A 14,990-nucleotide genomic window follows, 5' to 3' on the forward strand; every position below is an offset into this window, starting at 1 on the left:
CGAAACCCTTCGTCGTCGATGCATACCTGTCGATGCGTTCACGGGGTGAAGATCTCGGCGGTGTCCGTCAGGACGTCCACGCCTGCGGGTGCCGCCGTGCCGGCCGTGACGCGGCCGCCGGTGGCAATGACCCGTCCGTCGGAGAGCACCAGGGCGGTGAAGTCCCAGCGGCCGGTGGCCAGTCCACCGCTCGGGGACCAGGTGTCCGCGGCGGGGTCGTAGGCGACCGTGCTGCGGTACCCCGCGTGGTCGCCCGGTGCGCCGGTCCCTCCGAGGACGAGGACCCTGCCGGTGGACAGCAGCACGGCCCGGTGCCGGCTGCGCCCGCCGGGCAGCGCGGCGGCCGGGGTCCACTGACCGGTGGTGGGGTCGTAGAGTTCGGCGGTGGCCAGGCTGCCGGCGCGGTACCTGCCGCGGGGACGGCCGGTGGCAGCGTCACCGCCGGTGACCAGGACGCGGCCGTCGGGCAGGAGGGTCGCCTGGTGGCCGGCGCGTGCCGTGGTGAGACTGCCGGTGGGCGTCCAGGTGTCGGTGCCGGGGTCGTACAGCTCGCAGTAGGCGAGGGCCGCGGGGCCGCGGCCGGTGGACACCGTGCCTCCGACGACCAGGACGGAGCCGTTCTTCAGCGCCACCGCCTGGTGCCCCGTGCGGGCGTCCGTCATCGGCCTGGCGGCGCTCCAGGTGCCGGTGGCGGGGTCGAACAGCTCGGCGGAGGCCAGGGCGACGGGGTCCTGTCCGCGGGTGCCGGTGCCGCCCGCGACGAGGACGTGCCGGGAGGCGAGGAGCGTGACGGAGTGCCCGTACCGGGCGGTCTTCATGGCCCCGGGGAGCGTCGACCAGGTCCCGGCGACGGGGTCGTAGGTCTCGGCGGACTTCAGGGCCGTGCCGTCCGCGCCGAGCCCGCCGACGGCCAGGACGGCGCCGCTGCCGAGCCTGACCAGGCCGTGCCGGGTGCGGCCGGTGCGCAGCCGGTCCGCCTGGGTCCAGGTGCCGGTGACCGGGTCGAACAGGAGGCTGTCGGTCCGTGCGCCTCCGGTCCCGTCGGTGCCGCCGGCCAGCAGGACCCGGCCCGTGGTCAGCAGGACGGCGGTGTCGGTGGCCGTGTCGGCCGCGAGGGCTGCCGGGAGGTTCGCCGCGCCCGTCCATCCGCCGGAAGCGGCCGGTGTGCCCACCGTCTCCGACTCGGGGATGACGTGCAGGGTGCCCTGCCGGCGCGGGTCGGCGTCCTCCATCGCGGCGAGCGCGTCGGCCGCGGCGGCCTGGCTGAGGTACCCGGCCGGGGCGTCGGCGAAGGCGAGTGTGCCGGAGGAGAACGCCCTCCGGTTGTTGCGCCGGTACGCGACGACGTAGCGCGGCCCGGTCACCCGCAGGGTGTCGTCGGCGAACGGCCGGCGCAGGGTCGCCTCGTGCTGGGAGAGCGAGGACCGGCCGGTGCTGCTGCCGCCGAGCAGCTGCTGGAACACGGCCGGGCTGACGGCGTACAGCCGCTTGGCCGCCGCCGGCGCGGGCGGGCCCGGGATGCGTGCCCGGCCTTCGGCCCTGAGGGTTGCGGGGCGGCGCCTGCTGTCGATCACGATCATCTCGTACCGGGCGCTGCGCCGGGCGGCGCGGGCGGAGGCGAGCGCCCCCTGGACGGGGGCCAGCTCCAGCCCGGCGTCCTGGTCCTCGTAGGCGGGGCGGCTCAGTTTCGCCGCGTCGTCCATGTCCTGGAACTGGGCCATGGCGAACCGCTCGGTGGTGAGCGAGGCCTGCACCAGGCCGCTGTCCGGGGCCGGGGCGACGGCGAAGCGGTGTCCGGCGAGCGGCCGCTGGGCGCCGACCCGGTCCAGGCGCACGTTCAGCGGGATCACCCGCTGGCGGATGAACAGCGTGCCGAGCGGGTGCAGGACCAGGGTGTCCGTGGCGGGCAGGGTGCGCAGGTTGACCAGGGCCTGGGTGCCGCCGGTGGGCAGCTCGGTCCGCCAGCCCTCCACCTTGCCGAGCTCGTCGCCGAGCAGGGCGAGGGCATCGACCGGAGGCAGCGTGGGGTTGTGGCTGTCGCCCCAGGTCAGGTCGAAGTTCGCGGAGATCTCGAAGAAGAGCAGCGAGATCGATCCGCGGCCGTGGGCCCGCCAGGGCGCGGGGCCCTCCAGCTGGAGCTGGAGGTGGACGCCGAAGACGCCGACGCCGAAGGCCTTCAGGGTGAAGTCGGCGGCGATGGCGATGGTGAAGGCGAACGGGGAGAACCGGAACAGGGCGTCGAAGGCCAGGTGTCCCTGGAGGCCGAAGTCGTCGAAGCCCAGGACGAGTTCGGCCTGGGCGCCGAACTGCACGGTGTTGCTGGTGACCGCGAAGTAGCCGCTGACCCGGATGCGGGCGAAGGGCTGGTTGATGATGTCGACCGAGATCCGCGGCGGGACCGGGAAGGGCAGCGGCGGCGGGCGGAACGACGGATGGAAGCCGCCGACGGACAGGACGAGGTCTCCCCCGCCCCAGCCGACGAGCAGGCCCATCCCGCCCTCGATGGTCATCATCAGGATCCGCGACTCGAACAACTGGGCGTAGAACCAGAGCCGTTGCTTGTCGAACTCGATCGCGCCGACGAACTCGACCTGGAGGACCAGCAGGGGCAGCTCCTCGGCGGGCAGGACGCACCGCAGGACGCCGAGGATGGCGATGTTCCCGGGGATCTCGACGATGACGCCGAGGGAGACGCTGATCAGGGTGGGGGTGCCCCAGCCGATCTTCGCCATCGGACCGACCAGGAACGTCCCCTCGCGCGGGGGGAAGAAGGCGCGCAGGTCGCTGAGGATGCGCGGCGCGTTGGCCACCACGTCCTTGGGGAACATCACCGACTCGATGGCGCCGGTGCGGACGCCTTCCGTCAGGGCGGTCAGGTTCATGGCCCGGTTGAGGCCGAGCAGCCCGCCGACCGCGAGCAGGGTGAACCCGTATCCGAGTTGCAGGCCGATCCCGCCGAACTCGGCCGTCAGCACCAGTAGCAGGGAGAAGCCCGTGGTTCCGTCGGGCATCCGGGTCGAGATGAGTCCGATCGCCTTGACGTCGATGAATCCGGCCAGGCGCAGGGCCAGGGCCCCGGCGTACTCGCCGCGGGCCGGGTCGTAGCTCAGGAAGCCGCCGCCGCTGACGAACTGGAGGTCGAGGGCGAGGCCGGCGCCGGTCGGGGGCCGGAAGTCCGGGCGGACGTCGACCGGCCCGAGATTGCCCTTGCCCAGCGGGGCGAGGACGAGGGGGATGTCGGTGCCCAGGCCCTGGACGACCGCCGTGACGGGGCCGAGGCTCCCCTTGACGTCGGCGGTCAGGCCGAGGGCGAAGGTGCTGTCCTTGATGCCCACGGTCAGGGTGAGCGCGCTGAGGTCGACGGGGCCCAGCCCGACGTGGGAGGCCAGTTGCACCTCCAGGCCGCCGCTGCCCTCGAAGCGCAGGCCGTCGGCCACCGTGAACCGGGCGCCCAGCTCGAAGCCGCTCTCGATGCGCACGTCCTTCAGCAGGGTCGCGAGGAAGCCGTCGCTGTCGCCGCCGAGGGTGATGAGGACCTTGCCGCGCTGGAGCCGGAGGCCGAGTCCGATGTCGAGGCTGCCGTCCGGCCGGGCCTGCAGGCGCACGGTGGAGTCGACCTGCTCGACCGACACCCTGCTGCCGCCGGGGAGCGACAGCAGCAGCAGCGGGTCGTCCGGTGTGCGGCGGTAGCTGTGGGCGACCTCCGCCGTCGCCGAGACGGTCGCCCCCGGCGGGGGCTCGACCTTGGACGAACCGGGCCGCAGGACGAGCGTGGTTCCGGCCGGCACGTCCGCGTCCAGGCTCACCGTGAGCGTCCAGGCCGCGTCGGACTGCTCCTGCGTGCCCTTGGCCAGACCCGTCGGCAGTGCGAGGGCGATGCCGTGCGCCGGGAGGTCGGTGCGCGGTGCGAGGACCGCGAACACCAGGTCGAGGGTGGGGGGCGTGGTGGTGGTGTCCAGGAGTGAGGGCAGCCCGGCGTGGGCGGCCAGCCGGTCGAGCACGGTGAGGATCTTCAGGCCGTCGAAGCCCGGTGTGCCCCAGTCGTACAGGGCGCCCAGCTGCGCCGGCGGATTCTGCAGCCACCCGCCGATGCGCTCCAGGTGCAGGGTGTTCTCGGTGAAGAACGGCTTCTGCGGGTCGAACAGGCCGGTGTTGTGGTCCGTGCGCACCAGGACACCGGAGAATTCGAGGAGTTCGTCGACGCCCTGGTCACCGCCGAGGTGTTTGACGAGCAGCAGGTTGAACAGTCGTTCCGGCAGGTTCGGGAGGATCTGGTCGGCGCCCGGCAGGTTCAGCGCGGCCAGCGCGGTCCTGAGCCCGTCGAATCCGGAGACGACCGTGTTGATCTGCCCGCCGATCTGCACGAGCTGCCGCAGGACGTCGCCCCACTGTTCCGCGGTGATCGCGGCTTGCAGGGTGTCGAGCAGTTCGGTCAGGAATCCGACGGCGCCGGTGGTGGTGCTCAGGGTCGGAGCGAGCGTCGCCGCCTGGGCGTCGGTCAGCGGCAGACCGACCTCGGCGAGGAACTGCCGGGCGCCCTGCTGGCTCAGGCCGGTCAGCGGGGACAGCAGCGTGCAGAGCTGGCCGGCCAGGGCCTCCAGCGTGCCGCGCCGGCTCGTCATGACCCGCTCCGCCGGCCGGCGAGTGCCCCGGGCACGTCGTGCAGGGTGTCCACCGACAGCAGCGCGTCGATGATCCGCCGTCCGTAGCGTTCCAGGTCCCGGCGCAGCGGCGGGCTGGCGTGCTGGATGATCAACGACAGTATTCCGTCGGCCAGTTGGGCACGGCTGACGCCGTTGATGCGGTCCGGGATCGGATGCCCGGGCAGCTCGGCGCCCCGCACGCAGTGGTGAAAGAAGGCCGGCCCCTGCAGGGCGTGCCAGGTCGCGGTCACCTGGCGAACGGAGGTCAACAGCCGCCGCACCTCCTTCTGGTGCTGCGGGATCTTGCCCAGCAGGAGTCGGCCGAGCACGCTGGTGCGCAGGTGCGTCCGCAGGTCCTCCGCGGTGCGCCGCCGGGCCTGGTCGGCAACTGCCCCGGGCCCCCGCAGCAGGACGGGGGACGGACTTCCGGCGCTGGGGACGGTGCCCGACCAGCCCTGGTCGGCCGCGGGGATCGACAGCTTGAGGTGGCTGAGCACCTTGGCGATGGGGGTGGCGATCGCGATGTTTCCGATGCTGGCGAACTCGATGGCGCTGCGGTCGATCTTGACGAACAGGTCGATCGGGGCGACGCGGATGATCATGGCGATGATCATGTTGTCCTGGTTGATCACCATGCTGCCCGAGTCGCCTTCCTCGAAGGCCAGTTCCTCGCCGTTGCGATAACTGTCGTTCAGCGACTGGCCGGGGACGGGGCTCGGCCTGGGCAGGATCATGAACTGGTTCACGTTCGGCTTGATCCCTGCCTTGTGGTCGGTCTTGGGATCGAAGATCGTGTTCGTGAAGATGAGCGGACTGGCGCCGGTGGCGTCCGGGTTTCTGACCATCGTGCCGAACCTCAGCCGGCCGTTGACGGCGTTGTAGGTCCGGACGTACTGCTGGCTGCTCGGCAGCGTGCCCAGTGGGGGCCCCGGGACGATGCCGTCCCCTTGGGTGACGGCTCCCTTGAGGGGGATGGTGGTCGTCGAGCCGCCGAGGTCGACCTGCCAGGCGTTGTGGAACTTCACTCCGGGGTTCAGTCTCGCCATGGCACAGTCGACCTCGCTGGCCTGCACCGCCGGAATCCAGTTGAAGCCGCCGGTCCACGTGCCGTCGTGGTAGCCGCCCACCCACTCGTTGTTGCCTGTGGATTGGGCCTTGACGGTCCGGTCGAAGACGGGCGTGCCGATCCGCACGCCGTTGGAACAGCATCTGCTGAATTTCGGTGTGTAGACGGTGAGGTCGTCGATGATCCGGAAGGCCGGGAACAGGACGTGGGAGCAGCTCAGCAGGACGGTCCTGCCGCTGCTGTCCTGCGCGAAGCAGCCGAGGGAGCCCTCGCCTTTGTTGTGGTTGGTCTCGATGCTGGCGCCGGCCATGACGAAGGGCGCGTCGGCGGTCTGGGGCGCGGACGTCATACGGACTCCTCCGGTCGCGGTGCGTCCTGGGCGGCGGCGCCGGTTCGCAACGCCCCCACGGCATCGACGCCGAGGTGGTGCAGCAGGGGCTCCGCCGGGCAGGCGACGCCGTCACCAGCCGCAGTGGCGCCCCACAGCAGGCCGAGCAGGTGCCCCCGGTCGTCCAGGAGCGGGGCGCCCGAGTCGCCCGGCGCCGAGAAGGCCCGGCCCGGGTCCCGGGACGCGACCAGCAGCTGACCCGGGGCGGTCCATTCGCGCCCGTCGATGAAGGGCCGGTCCGGGTAGGCGACATCGAGCACGGTGCCCTGCGTCAGGCCGGTGGCTGCGCCCCTCTTGTGCACCGCGGTGCCGGGCTCAGCCCGCCCGGCCGCGGTGGGCCAGGCGCCCGCGAGCGTGTCGCGCAACCATGCGGGCTGCTCCGCGACGAGGTCCAGTTCGATGAGCGCGCCGTCCACGAAGCAGTCCCGCCCGGCGGACTCCACCAGTCCCAGGTGCCCGCGCCGGGCGCGGCCGAGCAGGGCCGGCTCGGCGCGGTCGACAGGGTCGACGAGGTCGGCCGAGGGAGGCAGGGCCCACACCGGGTCGCCCTCCTCCGCTCCGGCTCCGAAGACGACGTGATGGCTTGCCAGGAGGTACGTGACGCCCCGTGGGTCGCGGACCAGAGCGCCGGCCACGCCGGGCACCCCGCGCGAGTTCACGATGCGTACGGCCGCCGGGGGCGTGGCCGGCGCCGGTTCCAGGAGGAGGTCGAGGATGGACGTGGTGCGTCCGGCGAGGTCGAGCACCCGCTCCTGGTGTTCGGCGATGTCGGCGCGCAGGGAGGCGCTGCCCTCGGCGAGGAGCACGTCCCTCATCGCGTGCAGCGCCTGGAGCGGAGTGACGCCGTCGACCTCGGCGGGCAGCGGCCACCGCGGCTGGTCGGCGGTGTTCAGGGCGATGTTGACGAAGGCGGGCCCCTTGCAGCGGTGCCAGGTCACCATCACCCGGCGGTTGTGGTGCACCAGGTGGCGCACCTCGTGCATGTGGCGGCGGACCAGCGCTCCCAGCCGGGCGCCGAGTTCGCTGCCCTCCACCGCCGCCCAGGCGGTCCTGACGGCCGACCAGTCCACGGGCCGGGTACGGGTGATGGGCATGCCGGGTACCGCGACGGGGCGGCCCGCGGAACTCAGCGCGGGCGGCAGCAGTTCCACCTGCAGGAACCTGAACACCGGGTCGAGGAAGAGGACGTGGGACTGGCCGGTCAGGATTTCGACGGCGTCGTGCTGCCCGACCACGAAGATGTCCTGCCGGACACCGCTGGTGAGGATGCCGACGACCTTGCCGTCGCCGTCGACGACCGGTGCGCCCGAGTCGCCCGGCTGGGAGAACTGCGCGCCCTTGACCACGAGCGTGGGACTGTCGGCGGAACCCCCGAGCGTGACGGTCAGTCCCGAACCGGCGAACCGCGCGGCGATGCTGTTCGGGGTGCTGGTGGGGTCCTCGGCCAGATGCCGCGCCATGTCCAGCATGTACTCGTGGACCGACTGTTGGCCCGCCGACGCCACCACCTGGACCTCGAACAGCCACGCCTGCCCGGTGATCTGGCCGTTGCCGGACTCCTCCTTGATCGGCACCTCCCGCAGCGCCATGATCTTGCCCGTGGTGAGGCCGGTCTTCGCGCCGTACTTCCGCACCGCGATCTGGCGTTCCGGCGGCAGGTCCCCCGCGGTCGGTTGGGCGCTGGAGAGTGACCACTCGGAGATGAGGTCGCGCACACGGGAGATCCTCCCGATCTTCGGCACATCGTTCGTCGCCTCGGTCTTGGGGTCCAGCTCGACGAGCGCGGCGTCCACGGCGAAGTTGACCTGGCCGATCTTGATCATGTTCTGGATGGAATCGCTCTTGACTTTCGGCAGCGTCCCGGGCACGACGCTCCCGATCGGGTTGCTGCACTCGTAGCCACAGCATTTGCTCAACTCGGGCGAGTACACCAGGTTGAACTCCGCCGACGTACCGTCCGGCGGTGACTTGCCGAGGACGTGGCCGCAGGTGAGGACGTACCGGCCCTGGCCCCCGGTCTTGCGGACGATCAGCCCGGCGGAGCCCGTGCCGAATCGGCCCACCTTGCCCCGTGTCAGCTGCTCGCCCGCATGAACGTCGGGTTTGCTGGAATGCGGCACGACGCGTTCGCCCGTCCGGCCGTCCAGGGGGGTGCACCTGGACGGGGGCGCCCATGGGATCATCAACGCCCTCGCAGAGTGCCGGATCGATCACAGTTGGTAACCGCACCATTTCACGGCCAACCGCTTCGGCACACAAGCCCCTGTCCGAGTGAAGACGCCCGCAGAGCGCGGTGACCATCGTATGGTCAGACCAAGCTACGACCCTGGGTGGAAGGGACAGCCGCCGTGCGGATCGCACTCTTCGTCACGTGCGTCAACGACGCCGTGTACCCGGACACCGGCCGGGCGGTGGTGCGGCTGCTGGAACGGCTCGGTGTCGAGGTCGACTTCCCGCAGGCCCAGACCTGTTGCGGGCAGCCCCAGTTCAACACCGGCTACCGGCGCGAGGCCGAGCCCTTGGCCCGCCGCACCGCCGCCGCCTTCGCCGGCTACGACCACGTCGTCACCCCGTCCGGCTCCTGCGCGGCGATGATCCGGGACAACTACCCCAAGCTCGGCCTGCCCGAGACCGAGTCGCTGCCCGGCCGGGTGTACGAGCTGACCGAGTTCCTGGTCGACGTGCTCGGCGTCACCGACGTCGGCGCGTACTACCCGCACACCGTCACCTACCACCCCTCCTGCCACGGCCTGCGGATGCTCGGCCTGGGCGACCGGCCGCTACGGCTGCTGCGAGCGGTCCGCGGGCTCACGCTGGTGGAGCTGCCGGGCGCCGAGGAGTGCTGCGGCTTCGGCGGCACCTTCGCGGTCAAGAACCCGGCCGTGTCCGCCGCGATGGGCGCGGACAAGATCCGCAACGCCCTCGGCACCGGCGCCGACGTGCTCTGCGGCGCCGACAACTCCTGCCTGATGCACCTCGGCGCCACCCTGCGCCGCCAGGACGCGCCGCTGCGCACCGTCCACCTCGCCGAGATCCTCGCCTCCACCGAGACGGAGCCCCTGGCATGACCGGCACCTACCTCGGCATGCCCGCCTTCCCGAAGGCCGCCGCCGTCTCGACCCGCAACGCGCAGCTGCGCGCCAACCTCACCCACGCCACCCACACCATCCGCGACAAGCGCGCCAGGGCGGTCAGCGAACTCGCCGACTGGGCACAACTGCGCCAAGCCGGCAAGGAGATCAAGGACCGTACGCTGCACCGGCTCGACCACTACCTGCTGCAGGCGGAGGCCGCCGTCACCGCCGCCGGCGGCACCGTCCACTGGGCGGCGGACGCGGCCGAGGCCAACCGGATCGTCGCCGAGCTGGTCAAGGCCACCGGCGAGCGCGAGGTGGTCAAGGTCAAGTCGATGGCGACCCAGGAGATCGGCCTGAACGAGGCGCTGGCCGCCGAGGGCATCACCGCGTACGAGACCGACCTGGCCGAGCTGATCGTGCAGTTGGGCGACGACCTGCCCTCGCACATCCTGGTCCCCGCGATCCACCGCAACCGCGGCGAGATCCGCGACATCTTCCGGGAGGCGATGGGCCGTTGGGGCCGGCCCGCGCCCGAAGGCCTGACCGACTCGCCCGCCGAACTGGCCGAGGCCGCCCGGCTGCACCTGCGCGAGAAGTTCCTGCGCGCGAAGGTCGCCGTCTCCGGCGCCAACTTCATCGTCGCGGAGACCGGCAGCCTGGTGGTGGTGGAGTCCGAGGGCAACGGGCGGATGTGCCTGACCCTGCCCGAGACGCTGATCTCCGTCGTCGGCATCGAGAAGGTGATCCCCACCTGGCAGGACCTGGAGGTCTTCCTCCAACTGCTGCCCCGCTCCTCCACCGCCGAGCGGATGAACCCGTACACCTCGATCTGGACCGGCACCACGGACGGCGACGGGCCGCGCGACTTCCACCTCGTCCTGCTCGACAACGGCCGCACCGACACCCTCGCCGACGAGATCGGCCGGCAGGCGCTGCGCTGCATCCGCTGCTCCGCCTGCCTCAACGTCTGCCCGGTGTACGAGCGGGCCGGCGGCCACGCCTACGGCTCCCCCTACCCGGGGCCGATCGGCGCCATCCTCACGCCCCAACTGCGCGGCCTGACCAGCGAGGTGGACGCCTCACTGCCGTACGCCTCCACCCTCTGCGGGGCGTGCTACGAGGTCTGCCCGGTCGCCATCGACATCCCCGAGGTACTGGTCCACCTGCGCGAACAGGTCGCCGAGCACGGGGCCGGCCGCCGGGCCCACCGCGCCGAGCGGGCCGCCGTACGGGCCGCGACCTGGCTGCTCGACCACCCGGCGGCCTACCGCACGGCGCTGCGCGCGGCCGCCCGCACCCGCCGCCTCCAGCCCCGCCGGCTGCCGCTGCCCGGCCCGGCCAAGGCCTGGAGCGACACCCGCGACCTGCCGAAGCTGCCCGAACGGTCCTTCCGCGACTGGTGGACACAGAACCGAGGACAGGAGAACACCCCGTGACGAACGACTCCCGCGCACGGGTCCTCGCCCGCATCCGCACCGCCCTCGCCGACGTCCCCGCGGGCGCCGACTCCCCCGCCGCGGAGGACCCGCCGCTGCGCCGCCCGTACCTCCCGGCGCACCTGCCCGAGGACCGTCCGACCCTGCTCGCCGCGCTGGCCGAGAACCTGGCCGACTACCGGGCCCACGTCCACCGCGCCACCACCCGCGAGCTCCCCGAGGTGATCGGCCGCCTGCTGCGCGAACACGGCACCCGCTCGCTGGCCGTCCCCGCCGACCTGCCCGCCGGCTGGCTGTCGGCCGTCGGCGACGTTCGCCTGCACACCGACAGAACCGACGGGACCGACGGGTCGGCGCTCACGGCCGAAGTGCTGGACCGCATCGACAGCGCACTGACCGGCTGCACCCTCGCCGTCGCCGAGACCGGCACCATCGTCCTGGACGCCGGCCCCGGCCAGGGCCGGCGCATCCTCAGCCTCGTCCCGGACCACCACGTCTGCGTGGTCCGCGCCGAGCAGGTCGTCGCCTCCCTGCCCCGCGCCCTCCCCCGGCTCGACCCCGCCCGCCCGCAGACCTGGATCTCCGGGCCCTCCGCCACCAGCGACATCGAACTCGACCGGGTGGAAGGCGTCCACGGCCCCCGCCGCCTCGACGTCGTCCTGGTCGCGGACCCGCCGGCCTGACGGCCCGGGCGGCGCGCGGGGCCGGTCGGTCGGTTGGCCGCCCAGGTCAACCGTGGGGTCAGCTGTAGAAGTCCGCGCCGTCGAAGTGGGACAGCAGGCGGCGGACGCCGTCCTCGTCGAGGCCGAGGGCGGCCGCGGCCCGCTCGCGGCTGACCTCGCGCCGGACCGCGCAGGCGGGCCAGTAGCCGGCCTGTTTGGCCGTCACCTCCAGCTGGTGGGCCGCCCGCAGGGCCGCCAGCGGGGAGCTGTCCCCCAGGGTCTCGATCTCCTCGCCCAGCCGGCGCAGGAGTTCGGTGACCGCCTCGGGAAGGGGCACCGTCGACCGCTCCACCTCGGCGATGTGCTCGTCCCATTCGTCCTGGCAGGCGTCGGCCGCGTCGTAGGCCTGGTCGCCGAACTCCGCCTTGCCGTCCTCGCCCTCCTCGTCGGGCTCGGGCCAGTCGACCCGGTGCTCGGGTCCGGTCCACCCGCAGGAGCAGACCGGGCGCAGCGCGTGCGCCCTGGGGGCGAGGCCGAAGCGGTCTCCGGTGTAGGCCGTCCAGTACGACGTACTCGATCCGCCGCCGCCGCTCGCCGTCGGGTAGGTGACCGGGCGTGGGGTGGTGCCGTCGGCCAGGAGCACGCCGACCCTGCCTTCGTGCGAGGTTCCGAACTCGTCCGTCGTCCACGTCTGCTGCACCACGGCACCCCTTTCGGCGTCGACCTGACGCTGCCCGCCCGGTTGGGCGTCGTTGACCGACGATCCCTCAGCGGCCGGCCGGGCGCCACCGAAACCGGGAAACTCCGGCTGATCGACAGATTCCGGGCGGGTACGGGGGCGGGCATGCCGAGGGGCCCGGCGCGCGGCGCCGGACCCCTCGGGTCGACTCGGATCGACTTACCGGTTCACCGGTTCACCGGTTCACAGATTGGCGCACTGCCCGGTGCGCGTGCCGTGGACGGTGTTGGGGTGACCGCCGTTGGTCGGCGGCGGGTTGTTGCCGGTGCAGTGGAGCGAGCCACCGATCGTGTTGCCCTCGATCTCGGCCTGGGTGTCCTCGGGGAACGGACCGGTGCCGGTCGTGCCGTTGACCTCGACCGAGCCGCCGATCCGGTTGGCGATCAGCTCGGCGCCCGCGTGGTTGTCGATGAGGTGGACGGAGCCGTTGACCCGGTTGCCGGTGCAGCGGTCGTCACCCGGGTCGCCGACGAGGACGAACCCGCTCGCACCACCCACCTCCACCGTGCCGGTGGAGGTGGAGCCGCACATGGCGAAGAGCGTGCCGTGCTCGGAGTGCACATCGCCGAAGACGGTGGAGTGGCCGATGAACAGGGCCCCGCCGGCCGCGCCGTGGACCGACCCGTGCACGGTGGCGTCGATGACGCAGGTGCTCGGCGCGGTCGCGTCCACGCCGCCGCGGACGTCACCGGTGATGACGTTGGCGCAGGTCACCATCTCGGTGAGGGTTTCCGGCCCGCCCGCCAGGAAGTTGCCGTCACCGCTGTACTGCGCGGTGATCGTGTGGCTGCCGGGGAGCAGGTCGGCGAAGGTCACCTGGGTCTGACCGCAGTGGGCGCCGCCACCGGGGGCGAGGGTACCGGTGCCGAGCACGGTGGAGCCGTCCCGGAACGTCACCGTCCCGGAGGGCGGCAGGGCCGGGTCGGTGCTCGGGGGCGCCGGGCAGACCGTGTCGGTGAAGGTGACGGGCTGTCCGAAGGCCGCCTGGCCGCCGTCCGAGGAGGCGAGCGTGGTGGTGACGGAGGCCTGGGTGACGGTCTGGGTCAGGCTCATGGCCGTGTTGCCCTGGAAGTCGAGGTCACCGCTGTAGGTGGCCTCGACGGTGTGGTCGCCGACGGTCAGCGAGGAGATGGCGGCCGAGGTGGCCTTCCCGGTCGTGGTGTCGACCGGCACCGGGCTGCCGAGTTGGGTGCCGTCGACCTTGAACGTGACCGTTCCGCCGTCCGGGGTCGGTACGACGGTGGCGGTGAAGGTCACCGGCTGCCCGTAGACGGACGGGTCGGCGGAGGAGGTGAGCGTCGAGCTGGTCGCCGTCTTCGGGACGCTGAAGAAGATCGTGTCGGTCGGCTGGGCCGTGGTCTGGCCGGTGCCGTTGAGGTTGCCGACGAACGCGCCGTAGAAGGTGGTGCCGACCGCCTTGAGCTGCTCGTAGTCACCGAACAGCCGCTCGGTGGGGAATCCGGCGGTGCCCACCGGCGTGGTGTAGGAGCGCAGCTGGAAGTCGGTGAAGGTGGCGCCGTGGTCGAAGCTCCGGGCGAGGTGCGCGGTGAAGATCGGGAAGCCGTTGGTGTTGTTGCCGTCGGAGGTCAGGTAGAGGACCCCGACGGTGCCGTCGCTGAGCACCGCGACGGACGGCAGCGCCGCGTTCGTCGAGGTGGAGACGTTCACCTCGGAGCCGATGGTGAGGTCGTTCGCGCCGTTGTCGGTGAGCCGGCGCAGCCGGATCTGGTTGGTGCCCGAGACGTCGACGCCGTACGCGACGAACACGTCGCCGCTGGTCGGGTCGACGGCGGCGTGGTGGATGCCGCCGATCAGCGCGTTGACCCCGCCGAACTTGAAGCCCTGGTTGCCCTGGTCGCTGCTGACCGAGGCGACGGTGACGCCGTCCGTGGCCGTGGTCGGGGGTGTGCTGGGGGAGCGGGGGTTGCCCAGGTCCCACGTCCGGCCGCCGTCGGTGGACCGGTTGATCCTGATGGTGACGGGCTGGGGCTGGCTGACCGTGTTGCTGCCGCCCTGCTGGTAGAGGGCGTACACGGCGCCGTTGCGCGGGTCGCCGGCCAGCCGGAGGCCGCCGTTGATGCCGTCGTTCAGGGCCCCCGATCCGACCCCCACGTCGTTGGCGGCGGGGAAGTCGACCGGGCTGGCGTGGTTGCGGGCGACGTTCACCCGGTCGTGCGGACTGGCCGTGGTGCCGGTGGCGTTGAAGTCCTGGTAGCCGACGTAGACGTTGTCCTGGGTCGGGGTGGCGGTGTCGGGGTTGGTGATCAGCCAGGGCTGGTCGTTGAACGGGTGCGTGCCGGTGGTGAGCTGGGTGGTGGTGGGCGTGGGGTTGTTCCACGCCCACGACGAGGCCTTGGTGGGGTCGGTGGTCGAGCCGGTAACCACCACGTTGGCGCCGGTGTTGCAGGTGAGGAAGGTGCCGTAGAGGGTGCCGTTGCGGCCGTAGTCGATCGTCTGGTCGCACGGCCCGCCGGAGGTGCCGGGGACGCCCGGCGGGACCGGGATGGCCGACTCGGGGGTCCAGCTGGTGCCGCCGTTGGTGGAGTAGAGCAGCTGGGCGGCGTTGTTCCAGCGCGATCCCGGGATGGGGCCGAAGCGGGTGATGGCGATCTGCTGGGGGTTGGCGGGGTTGATCGCGATCGACGGCTCGCCGAAGGTCGGGGTGGAGCTGGCGGAGGCGTCCGCGTCGATGATGGTCAGCCCCGGCACCCGCTGCAGCGGCCTGACCAGCCGGGGCGCCTCCGGTCCCGGGCGGTCCGTCCGGTCCGGCGGCTGGTCGGTGGCGCCGCCGGACCTCGCGGTGGTGGTCGGGTTCGGCGGCGGCGCGGCGCTCTCGCCGGCCCAGGCCTGTACGGACAGCAGCAGCGGTCCGGCGGCCAGCGAGAGCGCGAGGGCCGCGCCGAGCGGGCGCCTGAGGGAGGGTCTGCGGGGGCGTCCGGGAGGGATCGGTCTCCGTCGGTGTGCGGGTGCCACAGGTCG

The 14,990-nt window shown here is 72.4% G+C and carries 8 protein-coding genes; 3 read left to right on the plus strand and 5 right to left on the minus strand.

Going from position 1 to position 14,990, the window contains the following annotated elements; all coding sequences use genetic code 11:
* Positions 1–38: 38 nt before the first annotated feature.
* The 3 genes from BX285_RS38825 to BX285_RS32045 are packed head-to-tail and all read right to left on the minus strand — an operon-like array spanning position 39 to position 8,160.
* Positions 39–4,622, minus strand: coding sequence for a DUF6603 domain-containing protein (locus BX285_RS38825; RefSeq protein WP_259470920.1), 4,584 nt, complete (start codon positions 4,620–4,622; stop codon positions 39–41).
* Positions 4,619–6,058: a hypothetical protein gene (locus tag BX285_RS32040; protein WP_097240749.1), complete on the minus strand. Its 1,440-nt coding sequence runs from the start codon at positions 6,056–6,058 to the stop codon at positions 4,619–4,621. Before BX285_RS32040 ends, BX285_RS38825 begins: the two co-directional genes overlap by 4 nt.
* A complete protein-coding gene (locus tag BX285_RS32045) occupies positions 6,055–8,160 on the minus strand; it encodes a hypothetical protein (protein WP_121179191.1) in 2,106 nt (701 codons plus the stop codon). The genes BX285_RS32040 and BX285_RS32045 overlap by 4 nt, the downstream gene beginning before the upstream one ends.
* A 285-nt stretch (positions 8,161–8,445) precedes the next feature.
* Here BX285_RS32045 and BX285_RS32050 point away from each other — a divergent pair, with 285 nt between their 5' ends.
* Genes BX285_RS32050 through BX285_RS32060 form a run of 3 tightly spaced genes read left to right on the plus strand, consistent with a single transcriptional unit; the run spans position 8,446 to position 11,293 of the window.
* Positions 8,446–9,165 carry a (Fe-S)-binding protein gene (locus tag BX285_RS32050; protein ID WP_121179192.1) on the plus strand — a complete coding sequence of 240 codons (720 nt, stop codon included), beginning with the start codon at positions 8,446–8,448 and terminating at the stop codon, positions 9,163–9,165.
* Positions 9,162–10,610, plus strand: a complete 1,449-nt coding sequence (locus BX285_RS32055; RefSeq protein WP_121179193.1) for a LutB/LldF family L-lactate oxidation iron-sulfur protein — start codon at positions 9,162–9,164, stop codon at positions 10,608–10,610. The genes BX285_RS32050 and BX285_RS32055 overlap by 4 nt, the downstream gene beginning before the upstream one ends.
* The gene (locus BX285_RS32060; protein ID WP_121179194.1) at positions 10,607–11,293 is read left to right on the plus strand and encodes an LUD domain-containing protein; all 687 of its coding nucleotides are present in this window, start codon (positions 10,607–10,609) and stop codon (positions 11,291–11,293) included. Before BX285_RS32055 ends, BX285_RS32060 begins: the two co-directional genes overlap by 4 nt.
* 58 nt (positions 11,294–11,351) lie before the next feature.
* On the opposite strand, the gene BX285_RS32065 is transcribed toward BX285_RS32060, so the two are convergent.
* Together BX285_RS32065 and BX285_RS32070 are read right to left on the minus strand one after the other, a co-directional pair.
* A complete protein-coding gene (locus BX285_RS32065) occupies positions 11,352–11,975 on the minus strand; it encodes a hypothetical protein (RefSeq protein ID WP_097240744.1) in 624 nt (207 codons plus the stop codon).
* A 219-nt stretch (positions 11,976–12,194) separates the two neighbouring features.
* Positions 12,195–14,984 carry an Ig-like domain-containing protein gene (locus tag BX285_RS32070; RefSeq protein WP_121179195.1) on the minus strand — a complete coding sequence of 930 codons (2,790 nt, stop codon included), beginning with the start codon at positions 14,982–14,984 and terminating at the stop codon, positions 12,195–12,197.
* Positions 14,985–14,990 lie beyond the last annotated feature (6 nt).

It is taken from the genome of Streptomyces sp. 1114.5, assembly GCF_003635085.1.
In the GTDB taxonomy this organism is placed as follows: Bacteria; Actinomycetota; Actinomycetes; order Streptomycetales; family Streptomycetaceae; genus Kitasatospora.

Excerpts from the sequence above, each read along its gene's own strand:
- BX285_RS38825 (WP_259470920.1), bottom strand. The coding sequence starts at position 4,622 with ATGACGAGCCGGCGCGGCACGCTGGAGGCCCTGGCCGGCCAGCTCTGC.
- BX285_RS32040 (WP_097240749.1), bottom strand. The coding sequence starts at position 6,058 with ATGACGTCCGCGCCCCAGACCGCCGACGCGCCCTTCGTCATGGCCGGC.
- BX285_RS32055 (WP_121179193.1), top strand. The coding sequence starts at position 9,162 with ATGACCGGCACCTACCTCGGCATGCCCGCCTTCCCGAAGGCCGCCGCC.